This is a genomic window from Flavobacterium sp. FlaQc-48 (genome assembly GCF_044007335.1).
In the GTDB taxonomy this organism is placed as follows: domain Bacteria; phylum Bacteroidota; class Bacteroidia; order Flavobacteriales; family Flavobacteriaceae; genus Flavobacterium.
On record NZ_JBIPCR010000001.1, the window covers coordinates 456,133 to 480,326 of the forward strand.

Sequence of the window (24,194 nt, forward strand, 5' to 3'; positions counted from 1 at the left end):
ATTTTTGTATTGTTTTTGGTTATATTTGAAGAATTTTATTCTGATTTAAAAATAAATTAAACCTGTTTAAAGTAATATTCTATGGAACAAATAGACGATATTGATCTTCAGTTATTAAATATACTACACGATAATTCTAAATACACTGTAAAAGAGCTTGCTAAAATGGTAAATCTATCGGCATCGCCTGTTTTTGAGCGGATTAAAAGATTAGAGAACAGCGGTTACATTAAGAAATATATAGCCTTGTTGGATGCAGAAAAACTAAACAGGGGATTTATTGTTTTTTGTAATATCAAACTTAAACAGCACGATCGTAATATTGGGAATCAGTTTGTTAGTGATATTATGAAAATAGAAGAAGTTGTGGAATGTTACAATATCTCAGGTGATTACGATTTTTTAATGAAAGTATCTGCCAAAGACATGAAGCATTATCAGGATTTTGTGTTTAATAAATTGGGATCAGTTGAAAGCATAGGCAGTACCCAAAGTACCTTTGTTATGTCAGAGATAAAAAATCTCTACGGGTAGTTCCGCGATGGTTTATTTATTTGAAATTGGCAAATTTTGTCAAGTTCCTGCTTTTCCAAATTAAGTAATGTATAGAGGTAGAAGGGAAAGAAGCTAAAATTCTTTTGGAAATTACTATAATTAGTATCAAAAAATTGCGATAAACCGATAGAGATAAAAATCTAATATCCTTAACGGATTTCGAATCATGGTTCAGTTTCGATTAAATCTCAGATAAAGCCACTTTTAGACTGTTTATTCTAAACAGACTAAGGTTTTCGTGAAAAAATGGAACCGTAAAATATTAGGCTGTAAAGGCTTGAAAAATCTACATAATAGTTTTGAATTTTACCTCAAAATTACATGCAGATCCAAATATATTATAAAGTGATGAGATTTGAATACACATTTATTTATAAAAAATAGCGGTCTATTAGAACCGCTATTTCAAAAATAGTATATACTAATTATTTGGGAAGTTTGGAAAGAAATAATAATATATCAGCGCCAATTTCTTTGTAATGAGTTTCAAGTGCAAAATGACCTGTTTTATAAAATTTTACAGAAGCATTTGGATTATCAAGTTTGTATGCTTTTGCTCCTGCTGGAAGAAAATAAGGATCCTGACTGCCCCAAACAGCTAATGTCATAGGTTTTTGATCTCTAAAATAAGCTTGAAATTTAGGATACAATGCTACATTAGTTCGGTAATCTTTTAGTAAATCAAGCTGTATTTCAATGTTTCCGGGACGATCCAGAAAGTACTGATCTAGTGTATACGTTTCAGGTGCAATAAGCGAAGCATCTGATGCGCCTTCATGGTATTGAAACCAAGTCGATTCTTTAGATACAAAATCTTTAAGAGCATCTCTGTTAGTCTGAGATGGATCTTTCCAGTATTTCTGGATGGGATTCCAGCCCGTACTTAATCCTTCTTCGTAGGCATTACCATTTTGCGATATAATTCCGGTAATTTTTTCTGGATTTGCAAGAGCAAGCCTATATCCCGTTGGTGCTCCATAATCGAATACATATACAGCAAAACGTTTTAAACCAAGTACATCAATAAATCCTTGCATGATGTTGGCAAGATTATCAAAAGTATATTCAAACTTAAGATGATCCGGTGCATCTGAAAAGCCAAAACCAGGAAGATCAGGCGCAATTACATGATAGTTTTTGCTTAGAATAGGAATAAGATTTCTAAACATATGAGATGACGTAGGATAGCCATGCAATAATAATAGAGTAGGAGCATCTTTGTTTCCGGCTTCACGGTAGAATATGTTTAGTCCGTTGACTTTTATAGTGTTGTAATGAGTTGCCTGTGTTGCAATGTTTTTTTCTTGCGCGTTTACAGCTGTTTGTGGTAGCATAGTCATAGCTAGAATTAGAGTTACTGATTTAATTATATTTTTCATTTTTTCAATTGTTTAAGACAAAATTACATTCTATATTTGATACCTGAAAACGATTTATAATGATCTAATTAATCACTAATTGTGATACTATGAATAGCAATGACCTCAAAATATTTGAAGCTGCCGCAACACTCGGAAGTTTTACAAAAGCCGCAGAAGCAACCTTTACAGTACAATCTAATGTAACAGCGCGCATCAAAAACCTTGAAGATGAATTTGGTGCCGAATTATTCCGGCGGGTTTCCAGAAAAGTGGTTCTTACTGAGGCTGGAGAAACACTTTTGCAATACGCTAAAAAAATAGGACGTTTGCTCGATGATGCCAAAAGCGATATCCAGAGCGCAGACAAAATTGGTGGCACAATACGCATAGGCTGTATTGAGACAACAATGGCTCTAAAAGTACCTGAAATCATTAAGGATTTTGCAGAACTTTATCCAGATGTAGAACTTGAATTTTATTCTTCGATGTTGCCGGCACTGATACAAGATGTGCTTAGTTATAAACTGGATGCTGCTTTTGTTGCTGCGCCTATAAATATTCCGGGTTTGCAGCAGCTTGTTGTGCGTGACGAGCAACTTGTTATAATAGCCGGTGGTGATGTCGACAAGCTTTCAGTATTGTTAAAACAAGATCCTTTAAAAATTGTAGTTTTTGGACAAGGTTGCTTTTTCAGGGCAAGACTCGAAACCTGGCTCGGTTCAAAAGGAATACTTCGCTATAAAAGTACCGTACTCAATTCGATAGAAGGCATTATTAATTTTGTGGAGGAAGGACTTGGTATTAGTATACTTCCTGCAGAAGTGGTAAGCCAATATTACAGCAACAGAAATATAAAAACCTTTCCTGTGACTAAAGAACTTGCCACGATGACCACAGTGTTAATTTATAGAAATGATGAAGTGCCTTCAAAGGCTCTAAATGTGTTTTTAGATCAGTATCGCAATTAAAGTGATTGTATGATTAATTTGAGCTACTATTTATTTGCCTGCTATTCTACGATATAAAAAAACGGATCACAGCGTATGCCATGATCCGTTTTTTAAATAAAATATTTTGACTTATGAATTACCATACAGGTTTGATTCCCCTCCGTCAATTGCAATGGTCTGCCCATTTACATATTGGCATTCATCGCTAAGCAGGAAGGCTACAAGATTACCCACATCTTCAGGTTTACCTAACTTTCTGGTTGGGTTTCTTTGTGCATATGTTGTTTCTGCTGCTTTTGGGTCGGCCGGATTTACCTGTTTAAAAGCTTCTGCCACCATTGGGGTAAGAATAGCCCCAGGCGCGATTGCATTGGTATATATTCCGTCTTTTCCATATTCAATAGCTGCATTTTTGGTCATACCCGAAACAGCATGTTTACTTGCTACATACGGCATCTGATTAACAACACCTCTGATTCCACCTACAGAAGCTACGTTTACAATTTTTCCTCCACCTTGTTTCTGCATTACCGGAATCACGTATTTAAGGCCGTAATACACACCCATAAGATTGATGTCAATTACTTTTTTAAATACATTGATGTCATAATCCACTAATGGAGCCTGTTTTCCTTCGATACCTGCATTATTGTAGAATCCATCGATACCGCCAAACTTTTCAACTGTTTGGTCTACATAATTTTTGACTGCCTGTTCATCTGAAACGTCAGCGACGATCGTTATAATTTTTGCAGTTGGTACAACAGACTGAATTTCTGTTTTTGCTTTTTCGAGTGCTTCGGCATTGTAATCTACAATAGAAAGGTTGGCTCCTTTTAGTGCTACGGCTTTACTTGCCGCGAGTCCTAAACCCATAGCGGCTCCGGTAATGATAATTGTTTTGTCTTTAAATATGCTCATAATATATAGTATTAAAAAGCATTAGTGAAAAAATATTCATTTAAAATTCAAATTTTTAGCTCATGCCCTTCCATATCATATCAAAGTTGTCATCTATGAGTTGCTGGCTTAATGGAAATAACTTTTGAATAATTCCTGTAGAGCAGGAGCGTACTGCACCATCAAAAAAGCTGATAAGTATAATAGCATCCAGTGCTTTTATGATTTCTTCCTTCTGTCCTTTTTCTAAAAGATTATATAGCGGTTTATTCTGTCTTTCATACTCGGCCAGTTGTTTTGAAAAATTGAGCTGTATGTAGCCGGACTGCTGATACTGGTCAATAAACACGGTTTCGCCATAGTTATTTAGCCTGTAGTTGAGCATATTGATATAAATCTGCTTAAGCGATTGCTTTATTGGTACATTAATATCAAAGTCGCGGTACATTGCGCGAGTCATTTTATCCTCTACAGCTGCATAAGCCAACTGTACTACCTCTTCCTTGTTTTTGAAATAGATGTACAAGGTTCCGACGGCAATTCCGGCTGTTTTACTTATACCCGAAATAGTAACGCTTGCTAATCCCTGTTTACCAGTAAGTACAAGTACCGACTTTAAAATTTTTTCTCTTTTATCAGGATCTAATGGTCTCATATAGTAAAGTTAAATGAAATAATATTCATTTAAACAGAAATATGTAAATTATAACTTTTCTTTAAGGAAGTTTGATTTTATAATAAACAGTAAATATTTGAAGCTATCTATCGAATCACATATGCAATTGTCTAATTTGAATGACCTGTTCTGTCATAATTTTTCTGTTATAGATTTAATAAATACTATATTCCTAATTTAAAACATATTTCTAACAATTAAATTGCGTACAATTTAATTGTTATGTATATTTGTGCTGTTGTATTATTTAAAAGATTTAACAATCAGATTTTTAATTTATAAAATAAGAAGAAATGTCGTTAATAGAAGATTTAAACTGGAGACATGCTGTAAAAGCGTATGATCCCGCAAAAAAAGTATCAGAAGAAGATTTAAATAAAATTTTAGAAGCTGCAAGATTAGCTCCAACTTCATCTGGTTTACAGCCCTTCCGTGTGATTGTGGTAGAAAATCAGCAATTAAAAGAGAAGATGGTAAAAGGAGCATTAAATCCGGAAGTTATGAGAGATTGTTCTCATGTACTTGTTTTTGCAGCGTGGGACAGTTACTCTAATGAGAAAATCGATAAAGTTTATGATCATCACACTGATGTAAGAGAATTACCAAGAGGCCGTTTCAGCAGTTATACTGATCAGATTAAACAAATCTACGGAGCACAAACTCCTGAACAGCATTTTGCGCACACAGCAAGACAAAGCTATATTGCATTAGGTCTGGCAATGGCTCAGGCGGCTGAACTGAAGATTGATTCCACTCCGGCTGAAGGTTTCAGCAATGAAGTAGTAGATGAGATTTTGAATCTCAAAGAATTAGGTTTAAAAAGCGTTACCCTTTTATATCTCGGTTATAGAGACACCGAAAATGACTGGCTTTCTCAAATGAAGAAAGTAAGAATTCCTATGGAGGAATTTATCATCAGAAAATAGTTTTTACATTACTTTTTCTCATTAGATTATGGAAGATCATCACCCGCTCATATTGGGAAACCAGCTTTGTTTCCCGCTTTACGTTATTTCAAAAGAAGTTATCGGTTTGTACAGGCCATTTCTTGATGAACTTGATATTACCTACCCGCAATATCTTGCGATGATGGTACTTTGGGAGAAAGATGGATTGACTGTAAATCAGGTTGGCGAAAAACTGTTTCTCGACAGCGGTACGTTAACACCGTTATTGAAAAGACTTGAAGTTAAGGGTTTTATCATCAGAAAAAGAAAAAAAGAAGACGAAAGAGTCGTTGAAATTTTTTTAGCTGATAAGGGAAGAAATTTGCAGCAAAAAGCGTGTGAAATTCCGGCAAAAATGCAGGAAAAACTAAATTTAACAACAGAAGATTTATTCGAACTCAAAGAAACTGTTCAGAAAATTTTAAATAAAATTCAAAAATAAAATGAAAACATTATATACAACAAGTGTTACTGCAAAAGGCGGAAGAAACGGACAGGTAAAAAGCGAAAACGGAATTTTGAATCTTGAGGTAAGAATGCCTAAAGCTTTAGGCGGAGCCAATGATGATTTTACCAATCCGGAAATGCTTTTCGCAGCAGGATATGCAGCGTGCTTTGACAGTGCACTGAATTTGATTATCAGTAAATCTAAAATTCAAACCGGTGAAACTTCGGTAGCTGCAAAAGTAAGCATAGGGCAGAATGAAGACGGTGGTTTTGGTCTTGCAGCAGAACTCGATGTGAATATTCCGGGAATTACTATTGAACAGGCTCAGGAATTAACAGAAAAAGCCCATCAGATTTGTCCTTATTCAAATGCGACAAGATCCAATATTGAAGTTAAGCTCTCGGTGACCAATAACTAAGATTAATTTCTTTAAATTATACAAAATCTGCTTCGAAAGAAGCAGATTTTTTTATGTTTGATTTTAAAAGCGACTTTAAGACCTGTTTATGTGACATATTATTTTTAGCATTCTCATTCAAAAGGCTAAATTTGCAAGTAAAATAATAGGTTAAATTTTAAATAAATCATTCAATGAAACTTAAGATGACAAAAAAAAGTAAGGCTCAAAGCATTCCTAAATTTATGATTGAAAAGCTTCGCTTTAATTCAATATTTTTCATCAGCGGTTTACTGTTTAATATTACATGGTGCATCTCTTTATTAATTACGCATTCTATAGAGTTTTACATCATTGGGTTTTCTGCTTTTTTACTGATTATAAATGGTGGCTGCGAGATTTTTTTCTCTCTTGCCAATAAAACAAAATTAGAGGCATGGGGATTGTTCATACAGTCTGGAATTTTTACAATAATTACTGGAATTTTAATTTTATTTGATCTTGTAAATATTCTAAATGTAAATGAAGTTTTTTTATCTTACTTTTTTATAGCCGGTTTCTTTAATCTAATCCTGGCAGGTTCACTGGTACAATACGGAATGATAGACTGGAGCCGTTTTACTAATCTAAACTGGATTGTAATTTTATTATCGGCATCAGCCTTATTGATGCTGGTAAGTGATTGGGGAGATACAGATATACTGCTTGGTATTACTTCTGTTTTGTTTGGATGCGGAAGAATGATTTTAACGGCTAATTTTTCAGAATTAAATACTTTTCCGAACAAAGTAAGCAGGGAGATTTATCAAAAAATTGATGGTGTGAAAATAGAATATTTTGAAGCTTTGGAGAAGAACTGGGATGCTGACAGAAATCTATTTCTTTAGCGATGATTTTTAGTATTTCTAATCTCTTTGCATTTTAAATACTTGTTCAAAAATCTCAAATTTTATCTACGCTTCAATTTTATTTGTAAAATCGATATGGTATAGTTCTGTACTTTTAAAAATTGAAACTAATGATAATTAGTTTATGTTTCAAAAGAAGTAATTTCTTCCATTAAAACATTGTTATTAACTTCCCACTAAAATTCATTGGGAAGTTTTAAGAGTTTTATAAGATTACAACAGATTGGTTCTGTCGCATCTAAAGCTAAGTTTTATCTTTAGCTTTTTTAAATTCTTCAACTCATGAATACGAAAGGTCATTGCTATCCGAAGTCTATTATACTGCAGGCAGTATATTTTAAGCTTAGATTTACATTAAGCTATAGGGATATTGAAGAGATCATGAAAATGCGAGGAGTTTCTGTTGATCATGCTATTATTCAATGGTGGGTTTATAAGTTTACGCCTTTCATTGAGGCAGAGATGAAGCAGAGAAAAAGTAAAGTAGGTAAAAGTTGGAGATTGGATGAAACTTATATCAAAATAAAAGGTATTTGGTGTTATTTATATAGAGCAGTAGATAAACTAGGCAATACAGTAGACTTTCTTTTGACCAGAAAAAGACAAAGAATGAGCGTGTAGTTATTTCTAATTAAAGCAATTGCTAATAATTACCGGCCAAGAGTAATAAACATTAATAAAAGCGGTTCTAATACCGCAGCGATCCAAGTCTATAACAAGTGTTCGTTCCCAAAGATTAAAATCCGACAGTGTAAATATCTCAACAATATTGTCGAACAGGACCATCGTTTCGTCAGGTGGCGCATACAAAACGGATTAGGTTTTAAAAATTTTGAATCGGCCAAACGAACGTTAAGCGGAATTGAAGTTGTACATATGCTGAGAAAGTATCAAATGTTTGGACCAGGATTTTCTATGTTTAAATCATTCTGTAAATTGGCGTGCTGACTTTTAAATTACTTAAATTCGTATATTTGATTCTGACAGATGCGACAGAACCCTTAATTTAGTCATAAATCCATTCCATTGCCAAAACGAATGTTAACAGCAATTAGGCGGACGTCCAAAAAAGCAAATCTTTTGATATATTACCAAATTTAAATTATCAATATTCAACTATGTCAAACTCTTTTAATCATACAAAATACCTTATCCTTTTTTTGCTTTTATCATTGCAATCAAAAGCGCAAAATGCAGCGCTATTTAATCACATTTCTAATGAAGTAATCACAATACCCTCCAAAGTACTAAATGAGGAACGTCAAATTTATATTTATGTTCCAAAACAGGATTCGGCAAACCCTAACAAGACTTTTCCCGTACTGTATTTATTGGATGGGGAAAATCATTTTCATATACTTTCCGCATACATTGACTACTTAAGCCATTATGAAATAATCCCTCCAATGATGGTAGTGGGTATTATTAGTAAAGACCGCAGAAAAGACCTTACACCTACCAATAGCACAATTGATTACTTTGGAAAAGTAGACTCTATATATAAAACAAGCGGCGGGAATGAACATTTTTTCCAGTTTATAAAAGCTGAGCTAATACCTTATATTGAAACAAATTATAAAGCCGGATCATACAAAATATTTGCCGGGCATTCTTTTGGTGGTATTACAACTATAAACTGCATGTTTACTCACCCAGATATGTTTAATGCCTATATAGCCATAAGTCCTTCGCTTTGGTGGGATAATAAGTATATATTAAAACTTGCAGAAAGCAAATTGACAAAATTAGCAGATCTCAACAAAACTATTTTTTACAGCACTGCAAACGAAGGTATTAATGAGCCGGATTCATTTCACACTGATGTATTGAAATTCGATAGTCTGATTGCAAACAGAACACCCAAAGGGCTTTTATATAAATACAAATGCTACCCGGAAGAAAGCCATATGAGTGAACCGATAGTAGCTTATTATGAAGCATTACGATTTATTTATCAGGATTGGAAACCTCCCTTGAAAAAGTAATAAGAAGATTACCAGCGGTTCTGTCGAATATATAGCTAAGTTTTATCTTTACCTTTTTTAAATTCTTAAACTCCAATACTAAAGGTCATAGTTTTACTTTACTATAAACTGTTAATCAAATTATGCATTTCTTCTAAATACACTTTTGTCAATACTTTCTACCGACTTTGTCCAAGAAAAAGGAATATTTAAATCATCTGATGACATTATGGACATTCCGCCTACCATCGCACAAATAGTGTCTCTGTCACCTAAAATAGATACTGCTTTCCAAAGTCCTTCTTCAAAATTTTGTAAATTATATGCAGTACACCAAATTACAAAAGGCACTGTATCCTGTGCAGTCATATTTATACCGTTGCCCAAAATGCTTCTTACCGTTTCAATATGATAATTGTAGGGTACACTTTTAGATTTTGAGATCTTTGACTTGGTATCACTATCTGGTAATTCTTTTAAAATTTTATCTATAAAATCATCGGGTGTTAATATACACTTATCAAATTTCATTTGAGTTGTCAATGCAGTGCCAATTGCAATGGCAATAGCACCTGTGATCGCTTCAATATTTGAATGAGTAATTTCAGCTGATTTTATAGCTAATTCTTTCACTTTTTGAAAATTATCGAAATGGTAAGCACCAATTGGACAGACTCTCATTGCGGCTCCATTTCCCATTGAACCTTGTCCGTCAAATGCTCTTTTTGATACTTCCTGCCAATCCTCACCGTTTTGAACTTCTCTCAGCAGTCTTCTCAAAGTGGCACCATAACCTCTATTTGTATCTAAATCGTGATTGATACAAAACTCTTTTAGTAAGTTTTCCTGGTCTATACCGCCATTTCTTTCCAATTCCTCAAAAATGGCAATAGACATTACGGTGTCATCTGTAAATTCCCAATTGGTTTCAGGTATTTGTCTTAAATAAATGCTTTCTGAAATTTTATCTAAATCGCCAAAAAAACTATCACCAAAGGCATCGCCAATTGACACACCCAATAGTGATTTCTTAGCATTTTCAATTCTATATGTAGTGTCAATATGATCCATAATTGTCTTGTTTTTATAATAGTAGGCAACGTTCTGGCGCTACAAGCAGTTAGGGATTAAAGGTGCGGGATTTTTCCATTAAATACAAATCCCCCCCCTCATTTTTAATATATTCATTCAAAAGACTTTCGAAATTTGGATAAACATTAATCCATGAAATTTGATTGTTTTCCATTTCTTTAGCCCAAAGTATAAGTGAATTTTCTGTGAAGACTAAAAATTCTTGTTCTTTGGTTCTAAAAAAAGGAATTAACCTTTTTGAATTTAAGTGTTCTTCATATTTAAAGTTTATTGGGTTCTGTCGCATCTAGCTACGTTTTAACTTTGCCTTTTTTAAATTGTTAAACTCATGAATACGAAAGGTCATTGCTATCCGAAATCTATTATACTGCAGGCAGTATATTTTAAGCTTAGGTTTACATTAAGCTATCGGGATGTTGAAGAGATCATGAAAATGCGAGGAGTTCATGTTGATCATGCTACCATTCAGCGCTGGGTTTATAAGTTTACACCTTTGCTTGAGTCGGAGATGAAGAAGAGAAAGGTTAGAGTGGGGACAAGATGGAGATTGGATGAGACTTATATCAAAGTAAAAGGTATTTGGTGTTATTTATATCGAGCAGTAGATAAATTAGGCAATACGGTAGACTTTCTTTTGACCAGAAAAAGGAAGAGAATGAGCGCGCAGTCATTTCTAATTAAAGCAATTAGTAATAACTACAGGCCAAGAGTAATAAACATTGATAAAAGCGGTTCTAATACTGCCGCTATCAAAGTCTATAACAAGCGTTCGTTCTCAAAGATTAAAATCCGACAATGTAAATATCTTAACAATATTGTAGAACAAGATCATCGTTTTATCAAGTGGCGCATACAAAACGGATTAGGTTTTAAAAGTTTTGAATCGGCAAGACGAACATTGAGCGGAATTGAAGTTGTCCATATGCTGAGAAAGAATCAGATGATTGAACCAGGGATAACTATGTTTAAATCATTCTGTAGATTGGCGGCCTAACTTTTAAATTACTTAAAGTGTTGTATTTGATTCTGACAGATGCGACAGAACCAAAACCTGCCTTGCTTTTGATTTTTAGACTAATCTAAAATTCTTCAGTTATGGTTATCATATTCAATTAATAATTTGCCACATAACTTATTGTAGCTTTTTCATTAAAAGGTCAGTCAGTTCCAAACTTATATGACTCAAAATGTAATCTATTCAAATTACTCAAGGCATATACAAAATTCAAGAAATTGTAGTACATTGTGTAGATGGCAGTATTTCAATTAAAGTACAAAAATTATGATTACATTCAAAATATCTGATGATGTAGAACGCAACATCGAAAAAATAAATGCTTATGGTAGAATTGTTGGTGACTGGACAGGCAGTATTGCTATTAATAATAAAGAAGATTTGACCTCTCATTCAATTATTAATATGTTAAAGAAAATGTTGAACCTGTCGGGAAGACCATCAAAATTACTAATGTCCGACATGAAGCTTATAAATACAAATGATTATGCAACATGGGTAGCAGATACAGAAGATTTTTATTCATGGTTAGATAATCTTAAGGTCATTGAAGATAGCATAGAATCTACTTTAGCTGATTATTATTTTGATGTATGTCTTGAAGGAAAAAAAAAGCATTTTATTAAAGATGCTGCAACTTTCTTACTCACAGCTGATGATTATCCAACAAGCAAGATTGACTTATCATTATGGATGAAAATAAATATCTTTTCAGAACAGATTTGGGCAGGATTCGATGAAGAGTTAGATCGACCTAATAAACTCTTATTAGGCAAAGAATGTGCTACATATAATCGAAATGTTTTATCTAATGTATTAGAGCAAATAAAGAAAGACTTTGGAGTAGAACAACCTTTTACTTTTGAATCTGAAAATATGAGTGGTGCATGTGAAACTGGATTTAGAAACGATTGTAGTCAGTTTAGGTTTTAGTATGTTAAAATTGACAAAAAAAAATACAAATTCATTACGGAGTTATTCTTCAAATTATTGCCTAGCAAATCCTGATCTTATGGAAAGATTTCCCCAGAAAGTAATACTTAATATGTCAGAGAGATACATTTTATACTAATGGCCCAAAATTGTAATGATTATCCTCTTCTTTATGAATTGGAAACTAACGGGTAGAGGAATTCTAAATTTTTGAAACAATCAATTTTTGGCTGCAGTTTAGCAGTAATTAATACGTGCAAATAGGAGCACGATTAACGAGAATATAAACCGGTTTGTAAATTATATTCAAGTTAGCCGTTGAAAAGTAGTTTAGTACAATTTAGGAAAATGTCAATCTTAATTTTAAATCATTAAAAGTGTTCGAATCCTGTTAAGTTATCGAATGATCAACTTGAAAAATCCTCATATTTCTTATAAATACTGTCTCTCTTATATTTTTGATTGTGATTAAAAAAAAGAAAATAATAGCAAAAATGATTAAAAGTTATTGTTATCCAATAATATAAATAAAAAAAAGGCGCCAATTGTCTTCAATTGGCGCCTTTTGGACTGTTGTGACGGTTACTGAACAATTTACAAACCATTTTATGAATGATTTAAAGAAATTGGCTTATTTTCAAGTTGATTTGTAAGATAATTATTTTGTATTTTGACTCAGGAACGGTTTGTATGTATCGTAGGGGTTCGAAGCAAAAGAATTCAATGATGGTAAAAATAATTTTTGAAAATGCTGTAATTTATTTGCATTTTTTTGTTTTATTGTGCTTGGGAATAAGCATTTTTGATAAGTTTCCTTTTTATTACATAAATAATTTTTCTAAATAATTCCTAACGTCTTTTGGTTTGCGTCCCAAAAGTTCCTCGAGAGTAGGAGCTATATAATCCATGTCACCATTTTTATCTTTTTGTGACGGAAAAGGTATCAAGTCCAGTTCTGATTTTGTACACGAATGAAAAGCTAATAGAAGATAATCATGAAAATTGTAAAGATACTTCAGAAGCTTTTTTGCAAATTAGAAGCTAAAAACGGGTATTTGTACTGTAGTTTTTTCATGATCAAAATGATTATTTTACAACTTATTATTACATGGATTATGGAAAACCGTAAAATAAATAGAAAATGGTTTTGTAGGTTTGTTGTTGATCATTAATTAAAAATATTTTGAAAATCTATTTGAGCTATTTATACTAATATGGAGTTTTTAGCAGATATAAAATATTTAGTTGTAAGCAGACGGTTAATTATTAAAAAAAAATGATAATAACTTAGATCAGACAAATTTAAAATGAACACATAATTTCTTGAAGTTATAAAAGCCAGTAAAAAAAATATATAAATAATGAAATTTCCAATAGCCGAAATTAATGTCGATGACTACAACGATAAGATATTTAATTTAATTCAGGATGATGAATGTATCTTTTTTATTGATACGAACATTATAGCACTAATGTATGGTATACACGATTCAGCTAGAAAAGAATTTATAGAGTGGATCAAATTATATATTGTAAAAGACAGAGTTAAAATACCAAATTGGGTTATAAATGAATATACCAATAGATTTGTAAGGGATCAAATACAAGATTATTTAAGCCCATTATCAAAAATAAAAACAATAAAAAAAGAATTCACAAATGCGAGCGCATTCTTAAAGATGCATATCGATAGTTCAAGTCTAGCAAAATCACCATATGCAAAGACGGACATTGCTGATTTTCAAAATGATTTAAAAATTATTGAAGAAAAATTGGCTAAAATTGCATTTACCACGTCCTCTAAAGGACAAGATTATAAGATTAAAATTCATAAGGAAATTGAACAGGCTTTTGAAAAATGTATTATTGATACTGATATTGATAATATTCTATCGAAAGTAAATGAAATGGGATTAGTAAGGTATAGTCATAAACTACCTCCTGGTTTTGAGGACGATAAAAAAGATTTGAATGCACATGGTGATTTAATTCTATGGTATGAAATACTTCATTTTTGTAAATCTAATAAAATTCAAAAAGCTATACTAATTACAAATGATGAAAAAAAAGATTGGGTATATGCTCCTTTTAAAATAATTGATAATGGAAGATTAAAAGGAAATAGTCATCCTCAATTTAAAATTGTAGATTCAAGATTAGTTCACGAATTTAAAACAAATACAAATTCTGAAGAGTTTCATATTATCAATTTTGAGCAATTAACAAAAATACTTATTGGGAAACTAAGTAATAGTTTTATTGATTTAGCTAACGCTTTACAAATTGTTAATAATCAGCAAACTGAAATTGAAGATAATTCAAATGTTGCAATTGAAGAAGAACTAGAACTAGAACAACAAGAACAACAAGAACAACAAGTAGAGCCAATAGAACCAATAGAACCAGTAGAACCAGTAGAACAAGTAGAACCAGTAGAACAAGTAGAACAAGTAGAGCCAGTAGAAAATATTCCAGAAGAAGTAACAGAAATTATTGAAATAGATAATCAAGCCGTTCCTAAACTTCCTAATTCAACTACTTATTTAGATTATTCGTTGGCAGATCGCGATTTTCCTTTGTATGGAGATGCATTTCTTGTTAAAACAATAAAACAACTCAAAACTTATGATTGGTACAAGCAAAATCCAGCACTTGTAAGTTTTATTGAAACAGCAGAAAAAGGATTTGATGAAAATATTAATAATACTAATAGTCTATTTGTCATAGGACGAAACATATACCAGTCGGCATGTGGTGGTTCCAATGAAGCTGCGAGTTTTATTACAGAATTAAGAGGTAACTTTGTGAAATTAAGTGATTATGTTATTAATCATATTTATTCAGGGATTGTTTACGAAATATATTTTGACTCTTCAAATACATTCCGACAAGAAAACCTTAAATCACATTTTATAAATGAGGTTTTTGAAGTTTCAGATTTAGATCGTCTAAATTCATCCAAAGAATTTATAACCAACTCTCTTGAATTCTATAAAAAAGGGTTACTCTACTTTCCTTTTCAAATAGATATGGTAATTATAAAAGCTAAATTTGACGATTCTACAAAAATTACTGAGGATGATTGGTTTGGAAAAAATGAATTTATAATATTAAGTGAATTAGAAGGAAATGGTATTGATCTTTTAACTACTGATGATGAAAACGCATTAAATGTTTATTTCCCTAATTTAAATTTATTAGGATTGATTGACACGATTGGGAAAATATATGCTATACCAGAGAATAAATTAAAAGTAGATGTTGCAGAAAATACAAGTTACAAAATGCCTATAACGCTTGAAAATAAAAGTTTCCGCAAATTATCAAGTCTAGAATTTTAATATAATTAGCTACAATCGGAATATTTAAATTGTAAATTTATTATTAAAAACGTCACATCTAAAAAAAAAGCGGTTTCATTTTATAGCCAGTAAAAAGGCTATTTTTAATTTGTAGATTAAGTGGATTATCATTTTAGGTAAATTTTAGATGATTAGGAAAAGAGCCTCTATACTTTACAAAAGTGATAATTATTACAGGAAAAAATATTTAATAAAAATTAGTATTTATGGATGCCTTTCTTATTGTAAGTTTCTCCTTGCTGGCGCGAGCTTCTAGCTCGTGAACAATTATTTGTAAAACGTCCCACTAAAATTTATTGGGAAGTTTGTGGGGAAGTTTTGAAAATTTTATATCATTACAGATAGCTAAATTAGGAAATAATTAGGCATAAAAAAAATCCCATTTCGTTAGAAATGGGATTTTAATTTTGTGACCCTTACTGAACAATTTACAAACCATTTTATGAATGATTTAAAGAAATTGGCTTACTTTTTGATTGATTTGTAAGATAATTAGCTTAAATTTTTATTTCAGAAGCGGTTTGTATGTATCGTAGGGGGTAAAAGTTAAAAAATGTTAAAGAATGTGATTTCAATAATTTGTTATTGAATCAACTTCAAGCATAAAAGCATGATATTAACTCAATGTTTAGATAAAGATTTATTTCAATTATTTGCAATATTAGATATTAGTTTTGAGTTTATTCAGTTCAAAATTTGTTGATTATGTTTGCTGATTTAGATGAAAATAAAAAATATGTGTTCAAGTTATTTATTGTTCTTCTACTGAAGGTAAAAATTGATTTAGTTCTTCCCAACCTTTTCGCATTTTTGAGTCTCTATAAACTAAGAGTAAGATTTTTTATTTTTGTTAAGCAATGGAATAAATTTTGTTTTTTTACTCCTACAAAATCTGCAAAAACCAAAAACCAATCTATTGAATAGTTTCCTATGATAAAAAAGTTTTTTACGATCCTTAGTTTTGTTTTACTTTTTAGCTGTCAAAATCGTAGTATTCCAGCAGTAGAAGATGCTACTTTAAAAGTAGACAGATCGGGATACAGTTTTCTTGAATCTCCATTGTATATCGTAAATGCAGATTACGTTATTTATGAGGATCGCTACACTCATAACATCATTTATCCGGATTTGGCTTCTTTTTCTACAAGAAAAAAAGAAGAATCTGGTTTTGCATTTGATAAAAACGGAATTTACGTAAAAGGTGAATTTTTAAAAATCGATACTACAGGTTTTGTGGCGCTTGGAAAAAATGATGAATTGGATCTTTTATGGAAAACCAAAAACAAAGTCTTCAAAAACATAACAGAATTAAAAGATATTGATGTCGAAAGTTTTCAAGCCAATCCAAGTAAAAGATTTATCTCTGACGATGTTAATCAATATTTTAAAGACAAAAATTCAATTTATTACTTCGATAAAAAAATTGAAGGTTCAGACGGAGCATCGGCTAACACCGACCAATATGACTTTTGCCATGATAAAAACCATATTTATTCTAAAGGCGAAATCGCTTATTTCGGAAGAGAGCCGTATCAATATGTCAATTATTTTTTTTCCAAAACGAAAAGATTTGTTTTCTTCAATGGAGAGATTGTTGACGGAATGCACGCCGATTCATTAACCGGTTTATCGCTTTGTTATTCTCGATACAAAAACAGTATCTATTTTCAGGATCAAGTAACGCCAATGCAACTTAAAAAATCCAGCAAAATCAAAGTTTGGATTACCGAAAACCAAGATCGCTATATTACTGATGGGGAAAATGTTTTTGATGGCGGGAAGAAATTGGAAAGGAAATTTGATATTCCTTCTTTCGGTTTTCTGCCTTACTCGAATTTGATTTATGATAAAAATGGGGTTTATGAAATAGTCTACGATATTGATTTAAAAAAAGACAAAATTGAGAAACTGCCTTTTAAATATACCGAAAAAGTGAGCAGTGCAAACACTTCTTATAACCGATTTTCCCGAATCGTATTTTATAAAAATCAAGCGTATGCCAAGGAAACTAAATCATTATATAAAGATTTAACTCCAAAACAGCTTGCAAAAGGAAAAGCACAAAAAAAGGATATTGATGATTTTGATGGTTCAGATAAAGTTGTTTTTGATTTAAATTTTTACAAAAAATACGATCAAGTTTATTGCAACGATAAAAGAACAGGATTTGATGCTGAAACGTTTAGGCCAATTGATGGAAGCACACAATATTATAAAGACAAAAACAGAGTTTTGTTTTATGATGAAAAATATTCCAAAATGAATAAACTCAATGATGTCGATGTAAAATCGGCGCGGTTTTTTAATACATTTTTGGTTGATAAAAACTATTTGTACTGCAAAAACTCAAAGATTATTAAAAGCGCTGGTTTAGAACTTTTAGCCGCTTTTCCAGGTTATAGAGGCGGTTTTTGTGGCAACGACCCAACTCCAATTTCAGATTTTTATTTATTTAAAAATGCAGAAGGTTTTTGGCTCGTTAAAAAATCGGATGAAATATTCTATCGATTTTTAGGGAAAGTATTTGACCGCAAATGGGATCCGGCTTTTGAAGCGATTGATCTTGCTAAAAAGTATAAAAACAAAAGAACCGCTTTTCCTCAAAGATCTTTTAAAGCAGAAAGTTCATCTGAAGATTACAATAAAGTTTACAATTCAACTGAAGTTGATGTGCCACCAAAATTCGTTGGCGGTTATCAAAAATTCAATCTTTTTTTGAACAAAAATTACAAAGTGCCAGAAGCCATTACCAAAGATAAAAGTCTGGGAGGAGGTGTTTTTGCCAATTTTATAATTGAAAAAGATGGAAGTGTCTCAAATATTGATATTCAGCACGATCGTGGCTACGGATCCGGAAAAGAGCTGGAAAGGGTTTTGAAACTTTGCCCAGATTGGATTCCCGCAATGAAAAACGGAAAACCAGTGCGATGTATTCAAGGTCTTCCGTATTATATTAAATAATAAATTCAAAATCATACTTCTTTTTTATGAGAACATTTTTTTTAATACTTCTTGTTGCTTTCACTTTTGGTTGTTCAAAAAAACAAAATAATGTCGCAACCATATTTACTAATACATCTAGTTATGGTTTTGATAAAGTGGTCCATGATTCTTCAATCACAAAATTGCAAGGAACTTGGGGTACTAATGAATTGATATTGGCCAACAAGACAACAGACTATTTTTTCTTTCCAAGAGATGTTAATGTCCACTATTTTGGATATAATATTAAGATAAATCCGGACCAAACTTTTGAATGCTTTGAAACTGCAGATTGTGGAAATGGTTGTTTCACTTCGAGTAAAGGCAAATACAAGATTATTGACAAAAATTACATCTGTTTTTATTTGGAAGAAATTAATCGTAGCGGTGAATGTTCTGAAAATTCAAAACCGAATATAGATTTAGGTTTGTATTATTACTATGAGAAAGAAAAAGCAATTTATCTTTTAAAAAGCAACGGAGATCTTGAGGAAGATAAAAGAAATGTACGTTATAGAGATTTAGTTATAGCAAAACGTAAAGAAATTGAAAGTTTTGATAATAACAACCTTAACCTTTTCATGTTTAATTGGAAACAATTCGACTCTAATTTTATAAGTGGAATAAAGCTTTCGATTTTTAAGGAAAAAGGAAAAAACAATGTCGACGAAGATCAGGTTGTTGCGATTTGCATGGCTGAAAACAACATCAAAGATTATGAAATTTTGTATGCATATAAAGGAAATGAATATAGTACACAAGCTGTTTTTTTAGTAAAAATGAATGGTGAATATCGTTATGTGATTTATGATACGAGAGACAAACCAAAAGTCTCTTTATATAATGATAAAGAGATTGAACAAGTTGACAAAAAAATAAGTGAAATTGATCGTGATAAAACATTAAAAAGCAAAATTTTTAAAGAAACTAACACAAAAAAAAATACTGTTCATTCAAAAAAAACAATAACGGTATTAAAAAAGGAAAATGAAATTTATAAGATCATATATGAAGAATATCCCCTGGATTTAGAACATTATCCTATTTATACACGAACTCTTTATTTTCAAAATTCAAGATGCATCTATAAAGGAAATCAAACTACTTTTATGGGCGAAGATAGCAGAATTTCTCAAGAAGGAGTTTATTTTTTAAATGGCGAAAGCAGTATGGTTGCAAACAAAATAATTAGAAATGATTCGGGAATTAGACTTCAATCGATTGATTGGGAACTGCAACAAATTGACCAAATAATGAATGAAGTTAAAAAACAAAATTTATAAAGAAACCTTAAACTGCGCTGCAAATTACATAAAATTTAATTTCTTCCCAACCTTTTCGTCTTTTTAATGCTCTATAATAAATAGAGGAATGCTTTAAAATTTTCTCGAATAAACTCATGCCAAAAAATCTACTCTTAATTTTCGTTTTATTTCCTTTTTTTATCTTTTCACAAAATGTAGAATCTGCGCGCAAGCAAGCCGAGACCTATTATGAAAATGGAGATTTTTTAAAATCCTACCAAACTTTAAACACAATTAAGGACAAAGAGGTTTTAGAAAATACAAGCGTAAATCTTTTCAAATCTCATTTAGAAAACATCATTAATCATCGTTTTTTCAAAGTAAAAAAACTGAACGATTCTTTGTCTAAAGTTTATATCAAAACGAGTATACTAAAGTCGCAAGGTGTTTATAATGAAAAGACAAAACAGTATACTTTATTGCCTGTTTATGATTCGGTTAATGTTGCTAAGGAATATTACAAGTATGCCAATATTTACAAAAATAACATGGAAGGGTTTGCAAACATCGAAACAGGAAAAGTGATTGTTCCATTAGGAAATTATATTTGTGCTTCTGACGGAACTTATGTTTATGTAGATACAAAAAGTAAATATGGAACTTTTTCTTTAAATGATCTCATAACTGTATATGACACCAATGGAAATTTGCTTCTTAAAGATATGGATACTTTTAATTTCATGTATGTACCAAATTATATCAGCACTAAAAACAAGAATAACAAATATCAAATAATTGACATAAAATCAAATAAAATCATCTTAGACGATTGTGACTATTTTGAAAACCCAATCAACGCTATTGTTGAAAATGGAATTTCTTATGACAACATTTGGCTTCCCTTTCGAAAAAACAACCAAAATTATCTCTACAAAATAACAGCTGACGCAATTGTTGATACACATAAATTTGACACGTATGTTTCAATGTATTCTAATTATAATCATTTTGATAACGCGCTTAAAGAAATTATAAACCTAAAAGACAATGCACCTTTCAGATTTGATACGATTAGACCGCTTCGATTTTACAGCGATTATACAATTGTAAAAAAAGGAGATAAGTACGGAATTTTTAATGTTTCAAAAGATAAATTTTACAAAGAACCAATTTATAATTCAATCACTAAAATTGGTAATACTTTTTATAATGGGAAATGGATAAATCTTATTTATGGAGAGGAAATTTGCATGCCAACATCGGACAAACCAGAAGGGATTGTTTTCAAGAAAAACAACTTATTTGGACTTATGGATGTAAGCGGCGCTATTGTTGTTGAAGCCGATTATGATGAAGTAAAATATTTGACGAACAGTATTTTTATTTTAAGAAAAGGAATAAAATGGGGTTTTAAAGGTGTTTTAAAAGACGATAAATTGGTTGCGCCAGAATTCGATTATATTGAATATCGTGCATGGAATTTTGGATATGTTGGCGGTTACAAGAATAAAAAAATGGTCTATTTTTTAAGAAATGGAGATAAAATAGACTTAAAAGAAATTGAAAAACAAAAAAAAAGAAGCTATAAATTCATACAGCCTGCAAATCCTATGTCCAGTGTAAACATCAGTAAAGAATTTAACCGAACCATATTTGAAACGGGAGGAAAGTACGGTTTGGAGGATTTTAACAGTAGGGAAATTTTAGCTCCCAAATACGATAATATCGAATACGCCAGAAAAAATAAGTTTATTGTTTCTTCTGGATCATTATTCGGTTTGATGGATCGCAATGGAAAAGAGATTGTTCCAGTGCAATATAAAAAAATTGAATTTAAGGACTCAAATCCGGATCTCTATTTTATAACTGGTGATAATGGATTAAAAAGCATTTTTACTTCTGATGGAGCGATGATTTATCCGCCAAAGATTAAGGAAATCGCTAATGATTATTTTGATGAAACAACAAAAGCAGGCTATTTTGTTGTTACGGAAGAATTGTCTTCTTCAAGCAAAAAAGTAAATCAGAATCAAGAACAGGAAATCTTAAAAAATGGCGTAATACGAGTTAAAGATGGCAAAGCGGAAAGACTTGATATGGATGGAACTTCATTTCAAATTGTAAATTCTATTATTATAGCAGCCAAAATTGAACGCCCGGGCTGGGCAAGTTTTTACAGTATAATAAAAGAAAAATTAATGCCAGACCAATTTATAGCGGATTATATATATGACTATAATAACCAAAGAATTTTTGCCAGAAAAAAACATTCTTATGATACCGTAATTGACAAGTTTGGCAATGAAACAACGTTAGAACATCCGTTCAATTATATCATAAATGATTATTTCTTTTTTGTAGAAGACGATAAAATAGGGGTAATGAACAAGGATTTTAAAACCGCTAATTTTAGGTATCCTGTTTTAAAAGTGATAGACAAAAAGGAGTATCAATTTTTGTCGACATATCCACAAGAATATACTATAAAGGCAGCTTCGTATTTTAAATTTAATACTAACAAGAATTCAATAAAATACGGTATTGTAAATTTTGATGGAAGAGTACTTTTTCAGCCAGAAATTTATGATGAAATTACTTTTTATGATTTTAGAAACACAAGCGACAACAGAAATTATAGTGAAAATGAATTTCTGAAAGAGCATGAAAATGATCTTTTTATCTGCACAACAAATAAAAAAGATTCAAAAATCATACAGTTTTTTAACGGTAAAAATGAAAATTTAGCTACGTTTGAAGTAAAGCAGAATTGGTCTTGGAATTTTCACCCACGTAAAGAAATTGTCGTAATTAAAAGCGCAGATTCCGTGCAGCTCTATGATTTGAAAACTAAAAAAATAGATTTCAAAATCAAAGCAAATGTCTTTATTGAAGATTACGATGATGGTTACACGGTTTCAAATTCAGAACCAAAAGCTACTGAAATAAAATATGTTAAGTATGATTATAAGGGCAACTTCATGTTTGATTATCGAATCACTCAAGGACAGCGATTCACTGGAAATTTTGCGGAAAATTATATTCTGAAAAGAAACAACAAATACGGCACAATGAACTCAAAAGGAAAAGCCGGAATTCCTTTTGTTTATGATGAATTGGAATCAAAAAAAGGAAAATTATTTATCACAAAAAATCATAATTTATTTGGCATTGTTGATGAAGACGGTCAAACGGTTGTAGACAAAAAGTATCAGGAAATAAAATGGTTAGAAGTTACATTGCCAAATTCTGGAAATACGATTATGTTTTCGGGCTATAGTGTCATAGAAAACAATAAATACGGACTTCTTGATGCCAATTCAAAAACGTTGCTTCCTGCTGTATTTGATAAAATTGATGTTTCGAGTGGCAATATTCTCGGCAAAAAAGACTCGACGGTAAGTGTTTATGATCTTAAAGGCAAAGAAATTTATTCTCGTATAGTGGATAGTGTTAGTTTCCATTCGTACAATAATTATCAGTTTTATAAAAAAGGGAAGAAGCTAATTTTAAATCCTGATGGCAGTATTAAGGATCCGAGCGAATATATACCTTGGGAAGATCATTTCAAAATCAAGAATTCGAAGTTGATAGACGGCAAATATTATTTGGTAAAAAATGATACTATAATTTATAAAACTTCTATTGGCAGCATTAAAGAAGTTGTTGTAAATATTGATTTCATGGGCGAAGAGTTAAAATATTTTCTAATAAAAGATGAAAATGACTTATGTGGTTTGTATACAAAAGACTTGAAAGTCATTTTGCCTTTTGAATACAATGAAATTGATATCACTGCAGGTGGAGATTTTTATATTGTGAGCAAAGGAGGGAAATTTGGCGTAATCGATTCGGAAAGCCAAATCATAATTCCGTTTAAATATGACGAAATCAAGTTTGACCGTAGAACATTTTTTAGCTGCAAAAAGAACAATAAAATTGAAAATATAACACCGCAAAAAGTTAAGATTTACGTTGAAAAAAAGCGGAAAGAAAAGAAAATGAAATCGAAAGTGCTTTATTGATTGAATGATTTTTATTGCTATTAATCAGTCAAGCAGAAAATAATAAAAAATCAAAATAAAATCGATTCATTCCTTCATTGTTAAGCATTTTCTGTGTCTTCGGAGGTGTAATTTTTCCCTTATGTATTTCGTTTTTAAATTCCATAAAACTAAAATTTTGTTAAATCAAAGATGGTTATTATTCTTTAAGTCAATGTTTTCGATGGATCATGGTGGTTTGTATCCTGTAAAGTCAACTCTACAGATTTACAAACCGCTGTTTTTTTCGGTGTAAAAGATGGTTAAATTGTTTCAAAAAGGCCAAAAAAAAAGCTAAAACTTTCGTTTTAACTTTTTTTTAAGAGTGACCTCTACTTTACAATTTACAAACCATTTTATGAATGATTTAAAGAAATTGGCTTATTTTCAAGTTGATTTGTAAGGTAATTATTTTGATTT

Annotated in this window: 18 protein-coding genes and 1 pseudogene; 14 read left to right on the forward strand and 5 right to left on the reverse strand. The window is 31.3% G+C overall.

Translation table 11 applies throughout. The features are described 5' to 3' along the window. Nucleotides 1-81 precede the first annotated feature (81 nt). Nucleotides 82-534 carry an Lrp/AsnC family transcriptional regulator gene (locus tag ACHRWY_RS01890; RefSeq protein WP_095929232.1) on the forward strand — a complete coding sequence of 151 codons (453 nt, stop codon included), beginning with the start codon at nt 82-84 and terminating at the stop codon, nt 532-534. 446 nt (nt 535-980) lie between these two features. Here ACHRWY_RS01890 and ACHRWY_RS01895 read toward each other — a convergent pair whose 3' ends face one another. Further along, nucleotides 981-1,934 carry an alpha/beta fold hydrolase gene (locus tag ACHRWY_RS01895; RefSeq protein WP_395351979.1) on the reverse strand — a complete coding sequence of 318 codons (954 nt, stop codon included), beginning with the start codon at nt 1,932-1,934 and terminating at the stop codon, nt 981-983. An 89-nt stretch (nt 1,935-2,023) separates the two neighbouring features. Here ACHRWY_RS01895 and ACHRWY_RS01900 point away from each other — a divergent pair, with 89 nt between their 5' ends. Next, the gene (locus ACHRWY_RS01900; protein WP_395351981.1) at nt 2,024-2,884 is read left to right on the forward strand and encodes a LysR family transcriptional regulator; all 861 of its coding nucleotides are present in this window, start codon (nt 2,024-2,026) and stop codon (nt 2,882-2,884) included. 111 nt (nt 2,885-2,995) lie between these two features. On the opposite strand, the gene ACHRWY_RS01905 is transcribed toward ACHRWY_RS01900, so the two are convergent. Further along, nucleotides 2,996-3,787: a glucose 1-dehydrogenase gene (locus ACHRWY_RS01905; RefSeq protein ID WP_395351982.1), complete on the reverse strand. Its 792-nt coding sequence runs from the start codon at nt 3,785-3,787 to the stop codon at nt 2,996-2,998. Between the two features lie 55 nt (nt 3,788-3,842). Continuing rightward, complete coding sequence (locus ACHRWY_RS01910) at nt 3,843-4,421, reverse strand: TetR/AcrR family transcriptional regulator (protein ID WP_395351984.1); 579 nt, start codon at nt 4,419-4,421, stop codon at nt 3,843-3,845. Between the two features lie 314 nt (nt 4,422-4,735). Between ACHRWY_RS01910 and ACHRWY_RS01915 the strand changes: the two genes are divergently transcribed. From ACHRWY_RS01915 to ACHRWY_RS01940, 6 genes and pseudogenes are all read left to right on the forward strand, one after another. Further along, complete coding sequence (locus ACHRWY_RS01915; RefSeq protein WP_395351986.1) at nt 4,736-5,368, forward strand: NAD(P)H-dependent oxidoreductase; 633 nt, start codon at nt 4,736-4,738, stop codon at nt 5,366-5,368. A 28-nt stretch (nt 5,369-5,396) separates the two neighbouring features. Then, a complete protein-coding gene (locus ACHRWY_RS01920) occupies nt 5,397-5,831 on the forward strand; it encodes a MarR family winged helix-turn-helix transcriptional regulator (protein WP_395351988.1) in 435 nt (144 codons plus the stop codon). A gap of 1 nt (nt 5,832) precedes the next feature. Next, nucleotides 5,833-6,255 carry an organic hydroperoxide resistance protein gene (locus tag ACHRWY_RS01925; RefSeq protein WP_395351990.1) on the forward strand — a complete coding sequence of 141 codons (423 nt, stop codon included), beginning with the start codon at nt 5,833-5,835 and terminating at the stop codon, nt 6,253-6,255. Nucleotides 6,256-6,440: 185 nt separating this feature from the next. After that, complete coding sequence (locus ACHRWY_RS01930; RefSeq protein ID WP_395351992.1) at nt 6,441-7,121, forward strand: hypothetical protein; 681 nt, start codon at nt 6,441-6,443, stop codon at nt 7,119-7,121. 303 nt (nt 7,122-7,424) lie between these two features. Further along, a pseudogene (locus tag ACHRWY_RS01935) lies at nt 7,425-8,090 on the forward strand (IS6 family transposase). A 170-nt stretch (nt 8,091-8,260) separates the two neighbouring features. Continuing rightward, the gene (locus ACHRWY_RS01940) at nt 8,261-9,127 is read left to right on the forward strand and encodes an alpha/beta hydrolase (protein ID WP_395351994.1); all 867 of its coding nucleotides are present in this window, start codon (nt 8,261-8,263) and stop codon (nt 9,125-9,127) included. A 120-nt stretch (nt 9,128-9,247) separates the two neighbouring features. Here ACHRWY_RS01940 and ACHRWY_RS01945 read toward each other — a convergent pair whose 3' ends face one another. Beyond that, on the reverse strand, nt 9,248-10,177 hold the full coding sequence (locus tag ACHRWY_RS01945; protein WP_395351995.1) for an ADP-ribosylglycohydrolase family protein: 930 nt from the start codon (nt 10,175-10,177) through the stop codon (nt 9,248-9,250). Nucleotides 10,178-10,226: 49 nt separating this feature from the next. Next, nucleotides 10,227-10,484: a hypothetical protein gene (locus ACHRWY_RS01950; protein ID WP_395351996.1), complete on the reverse strand. Its 258-nt coding sequence runs from the start codon at nt 10,482-10,484 to the stop codon at nt 10,227-10,229. A 42-nt stretch (nt 10,485-10,526) separates the two neighbouring features. On the opposite strand from ACHRWY_RS01950, the gene ACHRWY_RS01955 reads away from it, so the two are divergent. From ACHRWY_RS01955 to ACHRWY_RS01980, 6 genes are all read left to right on the forward strand, one after another. Next, on the forward strand, nt 10,527-11,192 hold the full coding sequence (locus ACHRWY_RS01955; protein ID WP_395351998.1) for an IS6 family transposase: 666 nt from the start codon (nt 10,527-10,529) through the stop codon (nt 11,190-11,192). Nucleotides 11,193-11,480: 288 nt separating this feature from the next. Next, the gene (locus tag ACHRWY_RS01960; protein WP_395352000.1) at nt 11,481-12,146 is read left to right on the forward strand and encodes a hypothetical protein; all 666 of its coding nucleotides are present in this window, start codon (nt 11,481-11,483) and stop codon (nt 12,144-12,146) included. A gap of 1,361 nt (nt 12,147-13,507) precedes the next feature. Further along, a complete protein-coding gene (locus tag ACHRWY_RS01965; protein WP_395352002.1) occupies nt 13,508-15,487 on the forward strand; it encodes a PIN-like domain-containing protein in 1,980 nt (659 codons plus the stop codon). 951 nt (nt 15,488-16,438) lie between these two features. Then, nucleotides 16,439-18,469, forward strand: a complete 2,031-nt coding sequence (locus ACHRWY_RS01970) for a DKNYY domain-containing protein (protein WP_395352004.1) — start codon at nt 16,439-16,441, stop codon at nt 18,467-18,469. Between the two features lie 26 nt (nt 18,470-18,495). After that, entirely contained in the window at nt 18,496-19,773 is a 1,278-nt protein-coding gene (locus ACHRWY_RS01975; protein ID WP_395352006.1) for a hypothetical protein, read from the forward strand. Nucleotides 19,774-19,889: 116 nt separating this feature from the next. Beyond that, complete coding sequence (locus ACHRWY_RS01980; RefSeq protein ID WP_395352008.1) at nt 19,890-23,756, forward strand: WG repeat-containing protein; 3,867 nt, start codon at nt 19,890-19,892, stop codon at nt 23,754-23,756. Nucleotides 23,757-24,194 lie beyond the last annotated feature (438 nt).